The organism is Cryobacterium sp. PAMC25264, from assembly GCF_019443325.1.
Lineage (GTDB): Bacteria > Actinomycetota > Actinomycetes > Actinomycetales > Microbacteriaceae > Cryobacterium.
Genome location: NZ_CP080383.1, coordinates 2,451,747 through 2,472,888, shown reverse-complemented (window position 1 = coordinate 2,472,888; position 21,142 = coordinate 2,451,747). Strand labels below are relative to the sequence as shown.

At 69.1% G+C, this 21,142-nt stretch carries 18 protein-coding genes; 13 read left to right on the top strand and 5 right to left on the bottom strand.

Annotation, left to right across the window (positions count from 1 at the left end):
- Positions 1–60: 60 nt before the first annotated feature.
- Positions 61–4,068 (bottom strand): ATP-dependent RNA helicase HrpA, encoded by a 4,008-nt coding sequence (gene hrpA / locus KY500_RS11410; protein WP_219900682.1) that lies wholly within the window; start codon positions 4,066–4,068, stop codon positions 61–63.
- An 86-nt stretch (positions 4,069–4,154) separates the two neighbouring features.
- On the opposite strand from hrpA, the gene KY500_RS11405 reads away from it, so the two are divergent.
- The 7 genes from KY500_RS11405 to pnuC all read left to right on the top strand — a co-directional run bounded on the left by KY500_RS11405 (position 4,155) and on the right by pnuC (position 9,650).
- Entirely contained in the window at positions 4,155–4,814 is a 660-nt protein-coding gene (locus tag KY500_RS11405; RefSeq protein WP_219900681.1) for a hypothetical protein, read from the top strand.
- A gap of 2 nt (positions 4,815–4,816) precedes the next feature.
- A complete protein-coding gene (locus KY500_RS11400) occupies positions 4,817–5,113 on the top strand; it encodes a transcriptional regulator (protein WP_219900680.1) in 297 nt (98 codons plus the stop codon).
- A complete protein-coding gene (locus tag KY500_RS11395; RefSeq protein ID WP_219900679.1) occupies positions 5,110–6,084 on the top strand; it encodes an ABC transporter ATP-binding protein in 975 nt (324 codons plus the stop codon). Before KY500_RS11400 ends, KY500_RS11395 begins: the two co-directional genes overlap by 4 nt.
- Complete coding sequence (locus KY500_RS11390; protein WP_255579215.1) at positions 6,081–6,908, top strand: ABC transporter permease; 828 nt, start codon at positions 6,081–6,083, stop codon at positions 6,906–6,908. The genes KY500_RS11395 and KY500_RS11390 overlap by 4 nt, the downstream gene beginning before the upstream one ends.
- 318 nt (positions 6,909–7,226) lie before the next feature.
- Complete coding sequence (locus tag KY500_RS11385) at positions 7,227–8,060, top strand: aldo/keto reductase (protein WP_219900678.1); 834 nt, start codon at positions 7,227–7,229, stop codon at positions 8,058–8,060.
- Between the two features lie 258 nt (positions 8,061–8,318).
- The gene (gene msuE, locus KY500_RS11380) at positions 8,319–8,900 is read left to right on the top strand and encodes an FMN reductase (RefSeq protein WP_219900677.1); all 582 of its coding nucleotides are present in this window, start codon (positions 8,319–8,321) and stop codon (positions 8,898–8,900) included.
- A gap of 51 nt (positions 8,901–8,951) precedes the next feature.
- Entirely contained in the window at positions 8,952–9,650 is a 699-nt protein-coding gene (pnuC, locus tag KY500_RS11375; RefSeq protein WP_370626801.1) for a nicotinamide riboside transporter PnuC, read from the top strand.
- Between the two features lie 94 nt (positions 9,651–9,744).
- On the opposite strand, the gene KY500_RS11370 is transcribed toward pnuC, so the two are convergent.
- Positions 9,745–10,455 carry a hypothetical protein gene (locus KY500_RS11370; protein WP_219900675.1) on the bottom strand — a complete coding sequence of 237 codons (711 nt, stop codon included), beginning with the start codon at positions 10,453–10,455 and terminating at the stop codon, positions 9,745–9,747.
- A 357-nt stretch (positions 10,456–10,812) separates the two neighbouring features.
- Here KY500_RS11370 and KY500_RS11365 point away from each other — a divergent pair, with 357 nt between their 5' ends.
- Entirely contained in the window at positions 10,813–12,693 is a 1,881-nt protein-coding gene (locus KY500_RS11365) for a thioredoxin domain-containing protein (protein WP_219900674.1), read from the top strand.
- Between the two features lie 395 nt (positions 12,694–13,088).
- Positions 13,089–14,804: a stealth family protein gene (locus tag KY500_RS11360; RefSeq protein ID WP_219903414.1), complete on the top strand. Its 1,716-nt coding sequence runs from the start codon at positions 13,089–13,091 to the stop codon at positions 14,802–14,804.
- Here KY500_RS11360 and KY500_RS11355 read toward each other — a convergent pair.
- The 3 genes from KY500_RS11355 to KY500_RS11345 form a co-directional block, all read right to left on the bottom strand.
- Positions 14,734–15,672: a phosphodiesterase gene (locus KY500_RS11355; RefSeq protein ID WP_219900673.1), complete on the bottom strand. Its 939-nt coding sequence runs from the start codon at positions 15,670–15,672 to the stop codon at positions 14,734–14,736. The two genes, KY500_RS11360 and KY500_RS11355, sit on opposite strands and share 71 nt — an antisense overlap.
- Before the next feature lie 168 nt (positions 15,673–15,840).
- On the bottom strand, positions 15,841–16,293 hold the full coding sequence (locus tag KY500_RS11350) for an Hsp20/alpha crystallin family protein (protein WP_219900672.1): 453 nt from the start codon (positions 16,291–16,293) through the stop codon (positions 15,841–15,843).
- A gap of 211 nt (positions 16,294–16,504) precedes the next feature.
- Positions 16,505–16,732 carry a hypothetical protein gene (locus KY500_RS11345; protein WP_219900671.1) on the bottom strand — a complete coding sequence of 76 codons (228 nt, stop codon included), beginning with the start codon at positions 16,730–16,732 and terminating at the stop codon, positions 16,505–16,507.
- A gap of 117 nt (positions 16,733–16,849) precedes the next feature.
- Between KY500_RS11345 and KY500_RS11340 the strand changes: the two genes are divergently transcribed.
- The 4 genes from KY500_RS11340 to KY500_RS11325 all read left to right on the top strand — a co-directional run bounded on the left by KY500_RS11340 (position 16,850) and on the right by KY500_RS11325 (position 20,937).
- Positions 16,850–17,686, top strand: a complete 837-nt coding sequence (locus KY500_RS11340; RefSeq protein WP_219900670.1) for a phosphatase PAP2 family protein — start codon at positions 16,850–16,852, stop codon at positions 17,684–17,686.
- 90 nt (positions 17,687–17,776) lie between these two features.
- Entirely contained in the window at positions 17,777–19,036 is a 1,260-nt protein-coding gene (locus KY500_RS11335; RefSeq protein WP_255579213.1) for a type III polyketide synthase, read from the top strand.
- A gap of 4 nt (positions 19,037–19,040) precedes the next feature.
- Positions 19,041–19,781, top strand: coding sequence for a methyltransferase domain-containing protein (locus KY500_RS11330; protein WP_219900669.1), 741 nt, complete (start codon positions 19,041–19,043; stop codon positions 19,779–19,781).
- Entirely contained in the window at positions 19,774–20,937 is a 1,164-nt protein-coding gene (locus KY500_RS11325; RefSeq protein WP_219900668.1) for an NAD(P)/FAD-dependent oxidoreductase, read from the top strand. The genes KY500_RS11330 and KY500_RS11325 overlap by 8 nt, the downstream gene beginning before the upstream one ends.
- The last annotated feature ends 205 nt before the right edge of the window (positions 20,938–21,142 follow it).

Genomic DNA, 21,142 nt, shown 5'->3' with positions numbered 1-21,142 from the left:
TGCGGTCCGCGGAACGCCCCGCCTCGTCGGTCGAGCTCGTCGAGACCTCGTGAGACGGGGCTAGGAGGCTAGGACCTTCTGGATGCGCTGGAGGGAGACGCTCTCCGCGGCCCGCAGCTCCTGGGCGAAGAGGCTGATGCGCAGCTCCTCGATCATCCAGCGGGCGCGCACCAGGTTCGGCGCGGCCGTCTCGGGCAACGGGATGCGGCCGCCGGCCTCGGTGAACTTGGCCGTGGCGGACTGCACCTCGTTCATCCACACCCGGTCTCGGTTGGGGTTGTCGAGGAGCTTGTCGATGCGCGCGCTGATGCCGCCGAGGTAGCGCGGCAGGTGCCGCAGCTGGGCAAGACCGGTGGCGCTGACGAAACCGGGGTAGACCAGCCCGTTCAGCTGCTCGCGGGCATCCGTGAGCGCCGCCAGCAGGGCCATGCTCGTGGAGGCCTTGAGCGCCTTGTCGGCGGCTCGTGAGGCCGTGAGGATGCGGGCCACGAGGCCGACGGTCTCGAACATCGAGTCCATCACCACCCCGGAGACCCGGTCGCGGATGGTGTCGAATTCAGCCTTCATGAAGACCTGGCCGTCGGGCCGCACTCGGTAGAGCACATCATCGACGGCGGCCGCGAGGCAGTCGTCGAACAGGGCCTGGGTCGAACGGTACGGGCTGGTGGCCAAAGAGAGCTTCTCGCCGCCCTTGAGGTGCTGCTGCACGTAGGCCACCGGCGAGGGGGTCGCCAGCAGCAGCAGTCGGCGCACGCCGCCGGGCAGCGTGCGGGCCTGCTCGTCAACGGTGCTCATCATGCGGATGCTTACCGACGTTCCGTCGTCGATCAGGGTGGGGTAGCCGCGGATGGTGTTGTCACCCTGCTTGGTGTCGATGAAGCGGGGCAGCTCGACGAAGTCCCAGGTGGTGAGGCCCGAGCGCTCGATAGCGTTCGTGGGCACGGCGGCGGAGGCCTTGGCGACGGATTCGCGCGCCTTGTTGCCCAGGCGCCGCTGCAGTTCACCGAGGTCTTTGCCGCTGGCGACGCTCTTGCCGCGCTCGTCGACCACCCGGAAGGTCATGCGCAGGTGCGCCGGCACCCGGGAGAGGTCGAAGTCGCGCACGGTGACGGGCACGTAGGTGAGGCGCTGGATGAGGGCGGCGAGGGTTTCGGCGAAGGAGGGGTCGGACGAGTCGCCGTGAGTGTTGGTGCGATTCGAGGCACCTTGCGAGGTTTCGACAGGCTCAACCAGCGAGCTTCCCACCACACCGGGGGCCGGGGGCAGCTCGGCGAGCAGGCGCACGGCCCAGTCGGCGGCGGGCACGACGTTGCGGCGGATGGCCTTGGGCAACGACTTGATCAGCGACGTGACCAGGTCTGCGCGCAGCCCCGGCACCTGCCAGTCGAAGCCGGTGGGGGAGACCCGGGCCAAGAGAGCCAGCGGCACCTGCACGGTCACACCGTCGTCTTCGGCGCCCGGTTCGAACCGGTAGCTCAGCGCGAAGCGCTGGTCGCGTTGCTGCCAGGACGGCGGGAAGAGCGCCTCGTCGATCTCCGGAGCGTCCTCGGGCACGAGAGTCTCGGCCGTCATGGTGAGCAGGTCAGGCGTCTGGGCGCGGGCGACGCGCCACCAGGTCTCGAAGGTGCGGGTGCTGTGCACCTCGGCGGGGATTCGGCGGTGGTAGAACTCGAAGACGGCTTCGTCGTCGAATAGGATGTCGCGGCGCCGGGTGCGTTCCTCGAGCTCCGCGAGTTCCTTGCGAAGGGCCGTGTTGGCCCGGTCGAAGGCGGTGACCCGTTGATCGACCCGGTCGAGGTCCCACTCGCCGTCGACGAGGGCGTGCCGGATGAATAGCTCGCGCGCGTAGGCCGGGTCGACCCTAGAGAACTGCACCCGGCGGCGCGGCACAATCGGCACGCCGTAGAGGGTGACGCGCTCGTAGGCGACCACGGCGCCCTGCTTCTTCTCCCAGTGTGGTTCGGAGTACGACCGCTTGCACAGGTCGCCGGCCAGTTGCTCGGCCCAGGCCGGGTCGACGACGGCGTTCATCCGGGCGAACAGCCGGCTGGTCTCCACGAGCTCGGCGCTCATCACTGCGTTGGGCTGTTTCTTGGCCAGTGCGGAGCCCGGGAAGAGCACGAAGCGCTGCTGCCTGGCGCCGATGTAGTCCTTCTTGGCCACGTCCTTCAAACCGATGTGGGAGAGCAGGCCGGAGAGCATCGACCGGTGGATGCCGTCGGGATTCACGGCCGGGTCGCCGATGTGGAGGCCCAGCGGCTTGGCCAGCTGGCGGAGCTGCTTGTAGACGTCCTGCCACTCGCGCACCCGCAGGTAGTTGAGGTACTCGTTCTTGCACAGCCGCCGGAACGCGCTGGAGCCGAGCTCCTTCTGCTGCGTTTCGAGGTAGTTCCAGAGGTTGAGCAGCGAAAGGAAATCGCTGGTGGGGTCTGCGAACCTGGCGTGCTTCTCGTCCGCGGAGCCGCGCCGCTCGAGCGGGCGCTCGCGCACGTCCTGGATGGTGAGGCCGGCCACGATGGCCATCACCTCGCGGCTGGTGCCCTGTACCTTGGACTCGATCACCATGCGGCCGAACCGGGGGTCGATGGGCAGCTGGGCCAGCTGCTGGCCCACCCGGGTGAGGCTGTGCGTGCCAGCCGTCACGGCCATCCGCCCGCCACGTGCTCCGTTGTCGCGCCCGCCGCGCCCGCGCCCGCCGTCACGCCCGGACCGGCCGCCGGCCTGGCTCGGGTCTTCGGTGGGTGTGCCGGTGGGGGCCACGACGGCCTTGACGGCTCCGAGCTCGGTGAGCAGGTCGAGGCCGTCCTTGATATTCCGTGAGTCCGGCGGGGTGAGGAACGGGAACTGCGCGATGTCGCCGAGGCCCAGCGAGATCATCTGCAGGATGACCGCGGCCAGGTTGGTGCGCAGGATTTCCGGCTCGGTGTACTCGGGCCGGCGGGTGAAGTCTTCTTCGCTGTACAGGCGGATGGCGATGCCGTCGCTGGTGCGGCCGGAGCGGCCCGAGCGTTGGTTGGCCGAGGCCTGCGCGATGGCCTCGATCGGCAGCCGCTGCACCTTGGAGCGCACGCTGTAGCGGCTGATGCGGGCGGTGCCGGCGTCGATGACGTAGCGGATGCCCGGCACGGTGAGGCTGGTCTCGGCCACGTTGGTGGCCAGCACGATGCGGCGCCGCACCCCGGCGACGGTGGAGGGCTGGAACACCTTGTGCTGGTCGGCTGAGGAGAGCCGGCCGTAGAGCGGCAGCACCTCGGTGGGACTGGTGCGATCGCCGCCGGCGAACTTGCCCTGCAGGGCGTCGGCGGCGTCGCGGATCTCGGTCTCGCCGGAAAGGAATACCAGCACGTCGCCGTTGGACTCCCGCTCGAGCTCGTCGAGCGCGGCGGAGATGCCCTCGATGTAGTCCCTGTCCACGCTGGGCGCGGCATCCGAGAGTTCGTCGTCGTCGTCGATCGCGGCCTCGGCCACGAGTGGGCGGTAGCGGATTTCAACCGGGTACGTGCGGCCGGAGACTTCGATGATGGGTGCCGGGGTGCCGTCGGCGGCCGCGAAATGCTTGGCGAAGCTGGCCGGGTCGATGGTGGCGCTCGTGATGATGAGCTTGAGGTCGGGGCGCTGGGGGAGCAGCTGCTGCAGGTAGCCGAGCAGGAAGTCGATGTTGAGGCTGCGCTCGTGGGCCTCGTCGATGATGATGGTGTCGTACTTCCGCAGCATCCGGTCGCGGTGGATTTCGTTCAGCAGGATGCCGTCGGTCATCAGCTTGATGCGGGTGTCGGCGCCGACCCGGTCCGTGAAGCGCACCTGGTAGCCGACGAGTTCGCCGACCTCCTGGCCGAGTTCTTCGGCGATGCGCTCGGCGATGGTGCGCGCCGCGAGCCGGCGCGGCTGGGTGTGGCCGATGCTCTCGCGCCCCAGCTCCAGGCAGATCTTGGGCAGCTGGGTGGTCTTGCCCGACCCGGTGGATCCCGCGACGATCACGACCTGGTTGTCGCGGATGGCGCGCGCGATGTCATCGCGGCGCTGGCTGATCGGCAACTCGGGCGGGAAGGTGATGTTCACGGGAATCATTAGCCCTCCATGTTATTGCCTCGCGGGCACAGCCCACTTCGGGATAAAACGTTGTGGCGCAAAGTAGTTTGTGTTACAAAGTACTCATGGACAACAACAGAACTGCTGCTGGCGCCGACGTCGACGAGCCAATGGGGGACCCTCGCGAGATGCTCGCGCTGCTCGAAAGCCAGCAGCGCGAGGTGCTGAACGCCCAGAAGGCACCGGTGATCTGGATGTACTTCATCTGGGGCATCACCTGGTTCGTCGGTTTCCTGGCCCTCTGGTCGGGCGACGTGGACGGCAATCCGTGGTTCACCATTCCGGCCTACGTGGCCACGCCGGTATTCATCATCATGCTGGTGGTGTCGATTGTGGCGTCGGCCGTCTTGGGAATTCGCATCAACCGCGGTGTGCGCGGCACCTCCACCTTCTCCGGCGCCGTCTACGGGGTGTCCTGGTCGGCCTGCGGCACGGCATTTGCGATGGTCGGCACCGGCCTGATCAGCCAGGGCCTCTCGCCCGAACTCGCCAACCTCTACTTCCCGGCCGCGTACGCCCTGATGTGTGGCACCATCTACCTCGGCGGCGCGGCCCTCTGGCGGGACGTGTCCCAGCTGGTGCTCGGCCTCGTGCTGCTCACGGTCGGAGCCGCGTCAACCTTCGCCGGGTCTCCGGGCAACGATCTCGTTCTTGCCCTCGGAGTGGGCGGCGCGTTCCTGGTCGCCGCCGGTACGCTCACAATTCGGCGCCGAGCGAACCGCTGACGATGGACGAACTCGACCCCGTCATCCACGCCTCTGCCAGGCTGAAGATCAGTGCTACGTTGGCGACGCTGCCGGTGGGCGACCAGATCGCTTTTCCCCGCCTCCAGGAACTGCTCGGCATGACCGCCGGCAACCTGTCTACGCATCTGCGCAAGCTCGAAGACGCCGGCTACGTCGACGTCGTGAAGTCGCACCAAGGCCGCACCCCGGCCACCTATCTGGCCCTGTCGCGCACGGGCCGGCGCGCATTCGAAGACTACCGAGAAGCCCTGCGCGGGCTGTTGGGAGAATCCGCATGAGCGTTCTAGCCCGGCTCGATCACGTCACCCGCCGCTTCGGCGACGTACTCGCCGTCGACGATGTCACCCTCGACATCCACTCCGGTAGCATCCTGGGACTGCTCGGGCCCAACGGCGCGGGCAAGTCCACCGTGCTCACGATGCTGCAGGGGCTGCGCAAGCCCAGCTCCGGCACCGTCACGCTGTTCGGCGGCTCGCCCGGCGACTACCGGATGCGCCAGAAGCTCGGTGGCACCCCTCAGGAGACCGCGCTGCCGCCGACACTGCGGGTGGGCGAGGTCATCGACTTCGTCGGTCGGCACTTCGAGGAGCCGCTGAGCACCGCGGCCGTGGCCGAGGAGTTCGGCCTGGGGGACCTGCTCAAACGCCAGACCGGCGCTCTGTCGGGTGGCCAGAAGCGTCGGCTCAGTGTGGCGCTCGCGTTCGTGGGCCAGCCGCGGTTGGTGCTGCTCGACGAACCCACCACCGGGCTCGACGTGGATGCCCGCCGCACCCTGTGGGACGCCGTGCGCCGGCAGCACGACCGCGGCGCCACCGTGGTCGTGACCAGCCACTACCTCGAGGAGATCGAGGCGCTCGCCGAACGCGTGGTCGTGATGGGGCACGGCCGGGTGATCGCCGATGACACCGTCACCGCGGTCATCAACCAGGTCTCGCTCCGCCAGGTACGCCTGGTGACCGACCAGCCCGACCGGGTGAGTGGACTGCCCGGCGTGGTGGGCCGTGACCTCAGCGACAACGGCAGCACCACGTTCTACGCCAACGACAGCGACCGGTTGATCGTGGAGCTGGTGCGCTCCGGCATCCCCTTCACCGACCTCACCGTGCGCGGCGCCACCCTCGAAGAGGCGTTCCTCACCCTTACCGGGGCGACGGATGCCGCCACCGGGCAGCCAGCCCGGCCCGCCACGGAGGCAATTCACGATCACGACCCCGCTGTGCGCTCCGCCCAGAAGGAGATGAACCGATGAGTACTCTCACCCCCACCCCGGCCGGCACCGCGCCCGGCACCGGCGGCCGCGGCCCGGTTCTCGGCGGGCGGACGGGCATCCTGGCCCTCACACTCGTGCACGCCCGGATCATCCTCGTCGAGACCTTCCGCATCCCGGCCGCCCTGATCGGGTCGTTGGTGTTTCCCGGGCTGTCGCTGCTGTTTTTCGTGGTGCCGCAGCGCACCGTCGCCGACAATCCGGAGTTCGCCACCCAGGCGGTGATCGCGCTGAGCGTCTTCGCGCTGATGTCGAACTCGCTGTTCAGCTTCGGCCTGAACATCTCGGCCAACCGGGAGCAGCCGTGGGACCCCTACCTGCGCACCCTGCCGGTGCCGGGCATCTCCCGGGTGCTGGGGCAGATCTGCTCCACCGGGCTGATGGGCCTGGTCTCGATCCTCCCCGTGATCGCGATCGGGGCATTGTTCACGGCCGCCGAGGCATCCGCCCTGGGCATTCTCGCGGGGATCGTGGCGTTGGGCATCTCGGCGCTGCCGTTCATGTTCATCGGCATCTCGATCGGCTACTCGATGTCGTCCAAGGCCGCCATCGCCGTGGTGCAGATCGTCATGTTTGGCCTGGCGTTCGCAGGCGGGCTGTTCCTGCCGCCGTACCTCTTCGCGGACTGGCTCGACACGCTGTCCAAGTTCCTGCCGTCGCGGCAGGCCCGCGAGTTCGTGATCTGGGCCGTGCAGGGCGGCGAGCTGGAGCCGTGGGTATGGGTGGGCATCCTGGTCTGGACCGCGGCGACCTTCGCCCTGGCCCTGCTGCTCTTCCGCCGCGACGAGGGCCGCCGCTACCACTAGGTCGACGCGGTCTACGAGGCCGCGCCTGTCTCGTCGGTCGAGCTTGTCGACGCCGTGCTGAGCCTGTCGAAGTAGACCTCGTGAGCCGCCCTCGGAACGTAGGCACGGTCACGGGGTCTCCTAAGGAAGTGCGCTTCCGCCGACCACCCGGGCGCGAAGCGCCCCCACAGCTCGACAAGCTCGGCCAGCGTGTGGTGGCGCCGTCGAGACAGACATCGGGCCTCGGCCAGCGTGTGGTGGCGACGCCTACAAAGCCGCGGATTACGCTGTCGGCGTGCGTGACGTGCGCCCCGGCCGCGCGCTCCGTAGGCTCGTTGGATGACGAATTCTGTACCCCTCATCACCCTGAACGACGGCCACACCATCCCGCAGCTCGGTTTCGGGGTCTTCAAGGTCGACCCGACCGAGACCACCCGCATCGTCACCGACGCGCTCGAGGTGGGCTACCGCCACATCGACACAGCGGCCATCTACGGCAACGAGGAGGGCGTGGGTCAGGCACTGGCCTCCTCCAACATCGACCGCTCCGAGCTGTTCATCACCACGAAGCTCTGGAACGACAAGCAGGGCACCCAGTCGGCGCTGGATGCCTTCGACGCGAGCCTGGAGAAGCTCGGCCTGGATTACGTCGACCTCTACCTCATCCACTGGCCCGCTCCCGCGAACGACAAGTTCGTCGAGAGCTGGAAGGCCCTCGAGAAGATCCGCGAGTCCGGCCGCGCCCGCTCCATCGGTGTGTCGAACTTCCTGGTGCCGCAGCTGGAGCGCCTGCTCAGTGAAACGGATGTCGTGCCCGCGGTCAACCAGATCGAGCTGCACCCTGCGCTCCAGCAGGCCGAGCTCACCGCGTTCGCCCGCGCCAACGGCATCCACATCGAGGCCTGGGGCCCACTTGGCCAGGGCAAGTACCCGCTGCTCGAGGAGGGCGTGGTCACCGCCGCGGCCGAGGCACACGGCAAGACCCCGGCGCAGGTCATCATCCGCTGGCACCTGCAGAGCGGCAACATCGTCTTCCCCAAGTCCAACCGCCGTGAGCGCATGATCGAGAACTTCGACGTCTTCGACTTCGAGCTCAGCCACACCGAGCTGGCCACCATCACGGCCCTCGAGCGGGGCGGCCGGGTCGGCTCGCACCCCAACGACGTCAACTAGCCCCACCCGGCTCGTGACTTGCCACTAACGGCCCCTTCCGTGCTTCGGAAGGGGCCGTTTCTGGCAAGTCACGGCGACCGCGCCAATTGACTTGCCAGATGATGCCCATTGGGGCGGCGCGAGAGGGCACAATGTGGCAACTCGACTGGCGTGCGAGCGGCGTGGGCGGCGGATGCGGCGGCGCCGGCAGCATCCGCCGTCTTACGCCGTGTGTCGGTGCGGGTGGCGGCATCCGCGGCGGGCACTTAGCGTCGAAGCATGTCGTACACCCTGAACGTCGTCGCCGTCTCCGGCAGCCTGCACGCGCCCTCCAAGACCACCGCGCTGGTGCGGGCGATCGTTGCCGCGCTGGAGCGCGAGTTGTCGATCGACGTGCACCTGATCGAGCTCAGCCAGGTGGGCCGCGAGTTCTCCGGGGCGCTGCGCCGTGACGAGCTCTCCGCCGCGGCCGAAGCCGACCTCGTGCGTATCGAGGGTGCCGACCTGCTCATCGTGGCGTCGCCGGTGTATCGGGCCTCGTTCACGGGCCTGTTCAAGCACGTCTTCGACTTCGTCGACCAGTACTCGCTCGTCGACAAGCCCGTTCTGCTGGCCGCAACCGGCGGCAGCGACCGGCATGCGCTCATCCTCGAGCACCAGTTCCGGCCGCTGTTCAGCTTCTTCCAGGCGCTCACCCTGCCGATCGGCGTCTACGCCAAGGACGCCGATTTCACCAACTACGAGGTGACCAACACCGAGCTGAGTGAGCGCATCGACCAGGCCATCCGCCGAGGCCTGCCGCTGGTGCGGGCCAGCCTGCCCGCCGTGCTCTCCGCCGACTCTGCCGCGATCGTCTGGTGACGCGCGGGGAATAGCCACCCGCCTCAGCGGCTTACATTGGGACGTGCACGGATGCGAACCATCCGAGAGAGAAGTTGTGCTGTGTCCCTGATCACCTGGCTGTTCGACGCCCAGCTCCACATCGGCACCCAGACCATCCTCTGGCGGGAGATCATCGGCAACGTCTTCGGCATCGCCAGCGCCGTCGGCGGCATGCGCCGCAAGCTCTGGGCCTGGCCCGTGGGCATTGTCGGCAACGCGCTGCTCTTCACGGTGTTCCTCGGCGCCGTGTTCGGCACCCCCAATCCGGTGAACCTGCTCGGCCAGGCCGGCCGGCAGGTCATGTTCATCGTGGTGTCGGTCTACGGCTGGGTGCAATGGTCGCGCAGCCGCTCCACCGGCACGGCCGCCGTCGCCCCGCACTGGGCCGGCGCCCGGGCGCGCATAGGCCTGGGTGTGGGCCTGGTCGCCGGTACCCTCGTGCTCACGCCGATCTTCCGGGCCCTCGGGTCGTTCGAACCGGTGTGGGCGGATGCCTGGATCTTCACCGGGTCGCTGCTAGCCACCTACGGAATGGCCCGCGGCTGGACCGAATTCTGGCTGATCTGGGTGGCGGTCGACATCGTCGGGGTGCCGCTCTTGATCAGTGCCGGCTACTACGCCTCGGCCGTGCTCTACCTGTTCTACGGCGCGTTCACCATCACCGGTTTCGTGATCTGGACCCGGGTGCAACGCCGCCGGCAACTCCTTCTCGAGGTTGCGCCGCTCTGACCACGGCGGTCTCGCGCTGCCCTCAGTCGCTCAGTCGCTCAGTCGCTCAGTCGCTCAGCCGCTCAGTCGCTCAGCCGCTCAGTCGCTCAGTCGCTCAGCCGACCGGGCGCGGTGGGGGCGCAGTCGAGACCGGGCCGAAACGGCGGCGCAGCTGCTTGGGCCGGCCCAGCGCGACGAGCCCCAGCACCGGTGCGATGAGCAGCTGCAGCGTCACGAGCGGACCGAACGACGCGAACAGCACCGTGAGCACAGCCGTCGCGGCCCCGAACACCAGGATTCCTCCGAGGAACACCGGCCGGCCGGTGCGGGCGAAGGCCACGCTGGCCAGCCCGAGCGGCACCACCCGCAGCCACAGGTCGGCCGCCGATTGCGGCAGCGGCCCGCCGAGGTACGAGATCGCGGCGGCGAGCCCGAACAGGCCCGTCCACACCCAGAACAGCCACGGTCCGGCAGGCGGTGCAGGTTCGTAGGGCTCGTCGGCCGCCCAGTTCGGATCGGCCCAGGCGGAGCCGTCGGCCGAGTTTCGGCCCGGTGCGGCGGATGCGCCTGAAGCCGCGGGGCGCCCCGCTTGCGCGTCGGCGGGGGAGGGGCGCATCCGTTCGGCGTCGGCCTTGCGCAGCAGTGCGCGCGCCTGGGTGAACCTGTCGAACCGAGCGGCGGCGGCGGCCAGCTCTGCCGGGCTGGCTGAGGTCATCCGGTCCGGGTGTGACTGCTGCGCTTGGTAGCGGTACGCGCGTTCAACCTGCTCGGGATGCGCATCGACCGCGACCTCGAGCAGGGCCGCGGCTTCGGCGAGGGTCATCATGGCCGGCACTCGATCCGATCAGGGCTGCCGCGCCGCGAGAACGCACGGGAATTCGCGCCTCTGCCCGGAACCCGTGCCCAGATCTTCATCGCGCCCCTTTCTCCCTCAAGTCTCACAGCAGCAATCCGGCGCGGCAAGCCTCTCGTGCGACCCGGTTTCCGACGGCACGAATCCGCGCGCACGCAGCACCCAGTTGCGGCAGAGTGCCCCTTCGGCCGTTTTGAGGGGGCGATATGCGGCAACTCGCGGGTGGGGCGGCACCTGCGGGCAGCGGCGCGGAACGGCCTGCAGCCGCGAACACCGCATGAATCGCTGCACGACCAGCGGGCGCGGAGGCGGCCGAGTCACAATGGAGGGATGACGAACCGCCTCGCCGACGCCATCAGCCCATATCTTCGTTCGCACGCCGAGAATCCGGTGGACTGGCAACCCTGGAGCGCGGCCGCGTTCGACGAGGCGCGCGCCCGCGATGTGCCGGTGCTCGTGAGCATCGGCTACTCCACCTGCCACTGGTGCCACGTCATGGCCCGCGAGAGCTTCAGCGATCCTGTGATCGCCGCCTATCTCAACGAGAACTTCGTGAGCATCAAGGTAGACCGCGAGGAGCACCCCGATGTGGACGCCAGCTACCTCGCGGCCGCGGGAGCTTTCACCCAGAACCTCGGTTGGCCGTTGAACGTGTTCGTCACCCCGGCCGGCCGGCCGTTCTACGCCGGCACCTATTCGCCGCCCGCGCCGATGCCCGGGCACCCGGCCTTTCGCGAGGTGCTCGCCGCCGTGACGGATGCCTGGACCACCCGCCGCGACGCCGTGGAGGACAGCGCCGCAGGACTGGCAGACGCCCTCGCCCAGGCGGCGCCGGACCCGGGCGGGGGGGAGCTGCCCGGCCAGGACCGGCTCGCCGAGAGCGTCGACCTGCTCGCCACCGCCGAGGACCCGGTCTACGGCGGCTTCGGCGGCGCCCCCAAGTTTCCGGCCTCGCCCACCCTGGCGCTGCTGCTCGACCGTGCCGACGGGCGCGACCTGGCCCTGCGCACCCTCAAGCGGCTGGGCGCCACCCCCCTCCGCGACTCCGTCGAAGGCGGGTTCTTCCGCTACGCCGTCAACCGGGACTGGAGCGAGCCGCACTACGAACGGATGCTCTACGACAACGCCCAGCTGCTCGAGCTGTACACCCGGGCGTGGATGTTCACCGGCGAAGCGTGGGCCCGGCTGGTGAGCGAGGGGCTGGTGCGGTTCCTCGGCGAGGTACTGCAGCTGCCCGACGGCGGATTCGCCAGCGCCCAGGACTCGGAGAGCACGGTGGACGGCGTGCGCGTGGAGGGCGGCTACTACGCCCTCGACGAGGACAGCCGGCACGAGCAGGTGCCGCCGGCCCTCGACACCAAGATGCTCACCGGCTGGAACGGCCTCGCGATCGGCGCGCTCGCGCTCGCCGGAGCGGCCTGGGACGACGACACCGCTCTCACCCTGGCCCGCCGGGCGGCGGACCGGCTGCTGGAGCTGCACCGCCGGGAGGACGGCGCACTGGTGCGCGCATCCATCGACGGCCGGCTCTCGAGTGCCGTGGCCACGCTCGAGGACTACGGCATGTTCGCGGCCGGTCTGCTCGACCTCGCGACGGCCACCGGCGAGGTGCGCTACGCGGTCGCGGCGCGCGAACTCGTGGACCGCACCCTGCCCGACCTCACGTCGGTGGTCTTTGTCGCGCCGGAGGGCGCCGACCCGGTGCTCACCGGTCACGGCCTCGACTTGGCGACCGACCCCTCCGAGGGCGCCTACCCGTCCGGGCTCAGTGCCATCGCGGCCGCGGCCTGGCGGCTGTACGTGCTCACCGGGGCGGCCCGATACCGGCAGGCCGCAACAGCGGCGATGGTGCGCCTGGTGGGGTCGGGCAGTCTCAACCCGCTCGCATTCGGTGCCGCCCTGCGCCTGGTCGACGCGCTCACCTCGTCCGTGCGGCAACTCGTCGTGGTGACCCCGGACAGTCCGGCGGCCGGCGCCACTGCGACCGGCGCGACCCCGGTCGGCGCCACCTCGCCCGGCGGCCTGGTCGACGCGGCCCGGCGTCGGAGCGGCCTCGTGGCCGTGGTCACCGAGGAGCAGGGGCGCGACTGGGCGGCGGCAGGCTTCGACCTGTTCGCCCACCGTGGTGTCCGCGACGGCGTGCCCACCGCCTACCAGTGCCGGGATTTCGTCTGCCGGCTGCCCGTCACGGAGACTGCAGACCTGGTCTGACCGGCCTCGTCGGGCCGCCCGGAACCCCGGCCCGGCGCGGGTCGCGAGAGGACGGCGCGCACGACGTACACTAGGTCTTACGACACTGTTCCCAGCGGGCTTCATACCCGGTCTGGTGCGGTGCGGGGGATGCCCGGGAAACCCGGGCGCACATTCCGGGGCCTGGCGCATGGATGCCCGCCCAACGGATTCCTCTCGACAACCTGTTACGAATCACCGCATCTGAATCGCAGCCCGACTGCAGCTGTTCCCCGTTCCACGCTATTGCTCCAAGGAGGACCATGGCTCGCTTTGACCGCACCGATTCCGCACGACACGCTCGCAACGCCTCAGGCAGCGGCTTCTCCGAGGCCCTGCCGGCACCCTTCGACGAACCGGCTCCGGACACCGCGTCCATGCCCATCCTCTCTCTGAGCAACGAACCCGAACCCGTTCTGCTGTCGCTCGACGAGCGCACCCGCCGCTTCGACCGCGACGACGTCGTCGTACGGAAGGGCGAAATCGCCCTCATCAACGGGCACTTCACCCCGCACGAGTCCATGGTCATCGACCTGCTCGCCCTGAGCGCCGCCCTCGACGCCGCCGGCATCGAGTACCTGCTCGTGCGCGGCGACCACGACCGCCCGGTCATCGCGGTCAACCGCAAACGACGCAAGCAGATCAGCAAGATCCTGAGCAACGCTTTCTCCGACACCCCGTTCTATATCAAGCCGCTCGACAACGACGAGGCCCGGGCCGGGCTGCTCGCCGACGGGGCCCTGGCCCAACTGCGCAAGTCCGATGTCTTCCGCGCCTACCAGCCGCGCATCGAACCCATCGGCCGGCTCCGCTACGGCGCCGAGACCGCCTTCCAGCTCGAACTCTGGACCTTCGGCGAGGACGAGATCATCGCCCCCGTGGAGAACGTGCTGATGCGGAAGCGCCTGCCTCGCTCCGAGGCGCGGGAGACCACGGTCGAGCTGTTCGGCCGCAGCTGGCGCACCCTGCAGAACATGTTCGACGACCTCGTCAGCGACATCAGCTTCGACATCGATCTGGTCTTCTCCTGGGTCGACGGGTCGTCCACCGACTTCCAGAAGGCTCGCGCCGCACGCATGGCGTCGTACGTGGTGGGCGAGGGTGACGACTCGGATGCCCGGTTCCGGCAGATCGACGAGCTCAAATACGCCCTGCGCAGCGTGTACATGTTCGCACCGTGGGTGCGGCGTATCTTCATTGCCACCGATTCGCCCGCTCCCGAGTGGCTGGTGGAGCACCCGCGGGTGACCATCATGAATAGCGAAGACTTCTTTCCCGACACCAGCGGGCTCCCCACGCACAACTCTCACGCCGTGGAGAGCCAGCTGCATCACATCCCCGGGCTCGCGGAGCACTTCCTCTACTCCAACGACGACATGTTCTTCGGCCGGCCGATCGGTCCGGAGCTGTTCTTCTCGCCCGGCGGTATCACCAAGTTCATCGAGGCTCCCACCCGCATCGGCCTGGGCGAGAACGACCCCACCCGCAGCGGGTTCGAGAACGCCGCCCGGGTGAACCGGGCGCTGCTGCGCGAGAAGTTCGGCAAGGTCACCACCCGGCACCTGGAGCACACTGCCGCGCCGCTGCGCAAGAGCGTCATGCAGGAGATGGAGGCGGAGTTCCCCGACGACTTCACCCGCACCATGAAGAGCCGGTTCCGCTCTGCCACCGACATCTCGGTGACGAACTCGCTGTACCACTACTACGCCCTGGCCACCGGCCGGGCGGTGGAGCAGACCCAGGCGCGCTCGCTCTACGTGGAGACCACCCTCAAGCTGGCCCTGCGCCAGATGAGCAAGCTGCTCAAGCGTCGCGATCAGGACATGTTCTGCCTCAACGATGGCAGCTTCCCCGAGATCTCCGACGAGGTGCGCACCGAGGCCGTCACCGACTTCCTCGAACGCTACTTCCCGATCGTGGCGCCGTGGGAGCGCGAGAGTGTCATCGCGGAGAGCCAGCACGGCGAGGACACTCTTATCGAGAGCGTGCTCGGCACCGGCTCCGCCGCGATGGCGGGCGACGTCAGCGCAGAACCGGGATCGGCCTGGTCATTGGCGGCTCGCGGTACGCGGGCAGAGACCCAGCAGGCATGATCTCGATGCCGGATGCCGCCAGCCGCCGGGCGCTTTCGGCCGGGTCGATGTAGTCGAGCGCTTCGTACTCGCCCAGCGGCACCACCGAGTGGAGCACGGTGTCGGCGTAGACGTGCACGAGGTTGAACGCCCGGGCGCCGTCGCGGCCCCGGGTGCCGCCGACGGGAACGTTGAGGTCCTGCGTGTAGCAGGTGGCCGAGGCCACCGACACGGGGATGCCGGCGAAGGTCGCGGTGGACGAGTAGTGCAGGTGCCCGGCCAGGATGCTGCGCACATCCGTGCCGCGCAGCACCTGCGCGAGGCTGGCCTGGTCGCGCAGCTCCACCGACACCGACAGGTCGAGCATGCTCGGCACGGGCGGGTGGTGCATGGCGAGGATGGTGCCGTCCGGCGCCGGGAAGCTGAGCTGTTCGCTGAGCCACTCGAGCTGGCGCTCGGAGATCTCGCCGTAGTGGCTGCCCGGAACCGTGGTGTCGAAGGTGATGATGCGCAGCCCGCCGACGTAGTCGACGTGGTCGATCGGCGCGAGGCTGGGCTCCTGGCCGAGCAACTCGGTGCGGAAGTTCGCCCGGTTGTCGTGGTTGCCCATCACCCAGAGCACCTTGGCGCCGAGTCGTTCGGCCGCGGGCTCCACGATGCCGCGCAGTTGCGCATAGGCATGGGGTTCGCCTTTGTCGGCCAGATCGCCGGTGATGATGATGGCATCCGGCTTGCTGCCCGACGCCTCCACACCCGCAAACAACCGTTGAACGTGTGCGGCACTGTCTACGCTGCCATACAGACGGTTGCCGTCTGCGAGCAGGTGCGTGTCGCTGAGGTGGAGAAGGAAATAATCCGGCCTGGGGTATTCGGCCGTTCGAATGCTCACGGAGCTTCCATTCGTTTGGTACTTAGGCACTTTACGGGGATTGCGCTGCGGATGCTACAAATTCAGTCGATCAGAGAAATATGAACATAGCGTGTACAACACGCGAAAAGACAGGACCCGGAGGGAATTCCCTCCGGGCCCATGGCTCCACCGGGCGTGTCCGGCGGCTTACTTCTTCAGGTGCTTCTCGCCTTCCTTCACCGTCAGGGTCTCCGGCCGGTCGGCGTTCTCGGTGCTCACCTCGATCTTGCGAGGCTTGGCCGCCTCGCTCACCGGGATGGTCACCGACAGCACGCCGTTGGCGTACTTCGCGCTGATGTTGTCGAGGTCGATGCCCTGCCCCAGGTTCAACTGGCGCAGGAACGACCCGGCGGTGCGCTCCCGGGTGAGCCACTTCACGTTGTCGTGGCTGGCCAGGGTGCGCTCGCCCCGGATGGTGAGCAGCTGCCCGTCCACATCGATGTCGACGGAGCCGGGATCGATGCCGGGCATGTCGGCATCCAGTACATACACGTCACCGGACCGGTACAGGTCCATGGGCATCACCCGCGGGCCGCGCACATCCATCAGGGCACCGGCGACGCGATCCAGTTCGCGGAAGGGATCGTAATTCATGGCCATGTTCAACTCACTTTCCTCGATACGTCGGCGCGGACCTGCTGGTCCGGCCGGGGGTTTCAAACTTGAGTCGAGTCGACTCAACTACAACTATTATTTGTCGCGAATGACCGCCTCGCAACCCGTGCACGGGCGCTTCCAGCGAAGTCTCAGCCGCGCCCGCGGGCACGGTGAACCACCGGATGCGCTCCGGGAGAATGCCACCGCCTAGCGGTCAGGGGTGGGTGAGGCCGGGCGTCGTGGACGGCAGCACCGGGGTCTCGCCCTCCCCGTGCTCGTACGGTTCGCCGTGCTTGTTGCTGGCGGTCTCTGCGCGCCGGCGCTCCGATTCGAAGTCGCCTTCCAGCCCGGGGAAGCCGCCGCGGTCGCGGGGGTCGTCGGGCTCTCGACGCCGCACGGCCGCGCGGTCGGCGCGCCCCTGCTTCGTCTTCTTACTGAACATATTCCGACGCTACGCCGTCGGCATCCCCTGTCAAGGGGGTGGCTGGGATGACGGCGCATTCACTACTTGTGCACCGCCCTATCACGGTTCACCCATGCTCGCGTGGGACAGTAGAGGGTGTCTTCGCCCTCCCGCCTCACCCCTGCTCGATACGTGAGCGCCGCCGTGCTCTGCGCCGTCGCATTCCTCGCGCTGTACCTGTTCTTCGTCCGTGACGAGACCGGCCAGGCCGTCGACCAGCTGGCGTTCAACGGAGCCGAGGACGGCACGACGGGAACCACGGTCACCCTCAGCCTGCTCGACCTCATCCCGTCCGTCATGGTCGGTGTCGGTGCGATCGTGAGCCTCGCCATCGCCGCCGTCCGACGCGCCTGGTTCCCCTTGCTCGTGGCCGTCGGTAGCGCCACGGCCGCGGTGATCACCACCCAGCTTCTCAAGAACATCGTCCTTACCCGGCCGGATCTCGGCGTGGAGGGGTATGTGTCCAACTCATTCCCGTCCGGGCATACGACGGTGGCTGCTGCCTCCGCGCTCGTGGTGTTCCTCGTGGCCAGCCCGCACACCCGGTGGCTGGCGGGCACCATCGGCGCGGCCTTCGCCGTGGCGGCGGGGGTTTCCACCCTGGTCAGCCTGTGGCACCGGCCCAGCGATGTGATCGCCGCCCTCCTCGTGGTGTCGTTCTGGGGCTGCGTCGGCGGCGCCGTGCTCACCCGGTCCGGCGGCCGCCAACGCGGCGCCCGCACCCCCACCCCCGCGCGGGTGGGCCTGCGCCTGCAAACCTGGATCGCCGTGTTGGCGGCGATCGTCACCGCCGTGGCCGTGGGGATCGGCGCGACCGGTGCGTTCGGCACCTCGGCCGCCCCGGCCGCCTACCTCGGCGCGGTCACCGCCATCGTGGCCGTGGGTTTCGCCCTGGCCATCACCGCCACCCGGCTGTTCGACCGGCTGCCCTGACCGTCGGGCCGGACCCGGGCGGACGCATCCGTTCGCGCCGCGCCGGGACAGGGGGGTGTGCGCCCACGAAAGTGCGTGTAACACTGGGGCATGGCCGTCACGCTGAGAGCGCTCCAGACCGTTGTACCGCCCACCGTTCTTGTGCAGGAACAGGTACGGGATATCTTCGCCGCCCAACCGGACCTGAGCCGGTTGGCACAGCGGTTGGTCACGGCATCCTTCAACCTGTCGGGCATTGACACCCGGCATACCGTGATCGAGGAACTCACCCTCGACTCCACAGTGGCCGAGCCGCAGTTCTTCGACGCCGCCACCCAACGACTGCTCGTGCCGGGCACCAAGGTGCGCAACGAGCTCTATATCGAGCAGGCCACGAAGCTCTTCGTGGAGGCCGGCCGCCGGGCCATCAACGCATGCCCAGGCCTGGAGGCCTCCGACATCACCCACGTCGTGACCGTGTCCTGCACGGGTTTCTACGCGCCCGGCCCCGACTACATGCTTGTGCGCGAGCTGGGCCTGGCGCCGTCGACGCAGCGTTACCACCTGGGCTTCATGGGCTGCTACGCGGCCATGCCGGCGCTGCGCACGGCCAAGCAGTTCGTGGAGGCCGACCCGAACGCCGTGGTGCTCGTGGTGAGCGCCGAGCTGTGCTCGCTGCACCTGCGCACCTCGAGCGACCCCGACACCATCGTGGCCTCCTCCCTCTTCTCGGATGGTGCGGCCGCCGGCATCGTGAGCAGCCGCCAACCGGCCGCAGGCGAGAACGCCCTCAACCTCGACCACTTCGAGACCGTCATCACGCCCGTGGGTGAGGGGGACATGGCCTGGAAGATCGGCGACGAGGGGTTCGAGATGATCCTCAGCTCCTACGTGCCGCACATCATCGACGAGCACATCGAGTCGGCGCTCGCGCCGCTGTTCGGCCGGGACGAGTCGCTCACCAGGGCCCTGGCGGCGGGGGTGGTCGCGGAAGCCGGCGCGGTCGCGGCTCAGGCACGGGACGCGTCGGCCCAGGCGGCGACGAGCTCGACCAGCGAACCCGGCCAGGTGCTCACGGCCGCGGCTCCCGGCTCCCCACTGAGTACTGCGATCGCGCACTGGGCGATCCATCCGGGCGGGCGTAGCATCCTCGACAAGACCGAGGCCAAACTCGGTCTCACCGAGGCGCAGCTGGTGCCCTCGCGGGAGACCTTGCGCACCAACGGCAATATGTCCAGCGCCACCATCCTCTTCGTGATGAAGGCGATTCTCGAACAGGAGAACGCCGCCAGCGGGGACAGGGTCTGCGCCATGGCGTTTGGACCGGGCTTGACCGTGGAGTCGAGCCTGATGACCGTGCTGCGCGGCTGACGCCGTGCGTTTCTCGTTGCGGGACCGGGCGGTGGATGCCGCCGAGATCATGGACGATCCGGACTGCGACCCCGACATGCTGCGCCGCACCTACGCGAACTTCCGGTACGTCAACGCCGTCGTGTCCGGCCTTCGGCACACCTACCGGCACGACATCCGACCGCTGCTCTCGGCCGAGGTACCGCGCACGCTGCTGGACATCGGCTCCGGCGGCGGCGACGTGGCCCGCTCGCTGGCCCGTTGGGCCGCGAGGGACGGCTTGCGGCTGGCCGTTACGGGCATCGACCCGGATGCCCGCGCGCACGACTACGCCACGAGCCAACCGTCGTTGCCCGGGCTCACGTTCCGACGGGCGCTGAGCTTCGACCTCGTCGCGGCGGGGGAGCGGTTCGACATCGTGCTGTCCAACCATGTGCTGCACCACCTCAGCGCCGGCGAACTCGGCGGGCTGCTGGTCGACTCCGAACGCCTCAGCCGAGCCCTGGTGCTGCACGGCGACATCGAGCGGGCGCCGCTGGCGTACCTCGGCTTCGGGCTGGGCACCTGGCCGTTCTTCCGGCGCTCGTTCATCCGCGACGACGGGCTGACGTCGATCCGGCGCAGCTTCACCCACGCGGAGCTGGCCGCGTCGGTGCCGCCTGGCTGGACCGTGAACCGGGAGGTGCCCTACCGGCTGATGCTGCGCTGGAGTGCGCAGCCGGTGACGATGACCACGGCGCGGCAGACGGGGCGAGCCCATGCGTGACGTGATCGTGGTGGGCGGCGGGCCCGTGGGCATCCTGTTGGGCTGCCTGCTGGCCGAACGCGGGGTGGACGTGGAGGTGCTCGAACGGCGGACCGAGCCGTCGATGCACGCCAAGGCCATCGGTATCCATCCGCCGTCGATGCGGGTGCTGCGGCAAGCCGGCGTGGCCGAGGAGGTGCTCAGCCGGGCCGTGCGCATCGAGTCCGGCAGCGTGCAGAGCGGCGGCCGCACCCTCGGCCGGCTGTCGTTCGCGCAGGTCGCCGGGCGGTTCCCATTTGTGGTGACCCTGCCGCAGCACGAGACAGAGGCCGTGCTACGGGAACGGTTCGCGGCGCTCAAGCCCGGGGGACTGCGCTCGGGAGTGGGTGTGGGCATGCTGCAGGACCGCGGTGACCACGTGGACGTGCTCGCCGAGCCCAGCGGAGCCGAGGCGGAGTCCGACGACGGCGGGCAGGAGATCGTGGCGCAGGCCCGGTACGTGGTGGTCGCCGACGGCGCCCGCGGAGCCCTGCGCGACGCGGTGGGCATCGAATCCCGTGCGCTGGGCGGCGTGGGCACCTACCTCATGGCCGACTACCCCGACACCGGCGAACACGGCGACGAGGCGGTGCTGTTCTTCGAGGAGGGCGGTGTCGTCGAATCGTTCCCGCTACCGGGCGGCCGGCGTCGCTGGGTGGCGGCGACGCCCACCCTGCAACCGCATGCGTCCATCGACGAGCTGACCGCGCTCATCCAGCAGCGCACGGGCGTGAGTCTGCCGCCCTCGGAGTCCGTGCCCAGCTCGTTCTCGGTGCGGCAGCGGCTCGCGTCGACCATGGTGCACGGGCGGGTGCTCCTGGCCGGGGATGCGGCGCACGAGATCAGCCCGATCGGCGGGCAGGGCATGAATCTGGGCTGGCTCGACGCCGTGGCGCTCGCGCCGGCGCTCAAACACGCCCTTGCCCAACCCATCGAGGCGTCGGTGACCCTGGCCGGTTACGACCGGCGACGGCGCCGCAGCGCCCGCATGGCCGTGCGGCAGGCCGGGTTCAACATGGCCATGGGACGGCCGGTGAGCGGGCTGCGGCTGCGCGCGCGCAACGCCCTGGTGCGCGCCCTCGCGCTGCCACCCCTGAACGCACTGCTCTCCCGCGCGTTCACCATGCGCTGGCTCTGACCGCCCCGACCGCTCATCACCCGTGCCTCGATCCGTCTCGTGGGTCGAGCGTGTCTCGCTGGTCGAGCGCGTCTCGCTGGTCGAGCATGTCTCGCTGGTCGAGCTAGTCGAGACCCGGTGACCTGGTCTGCGGGTCGTGCCCCGTCGTCGGTCGAGCTTGTCGAGACCTGGTGACCCGGTTTGGAGGCCGGTGGACACGCTCGCG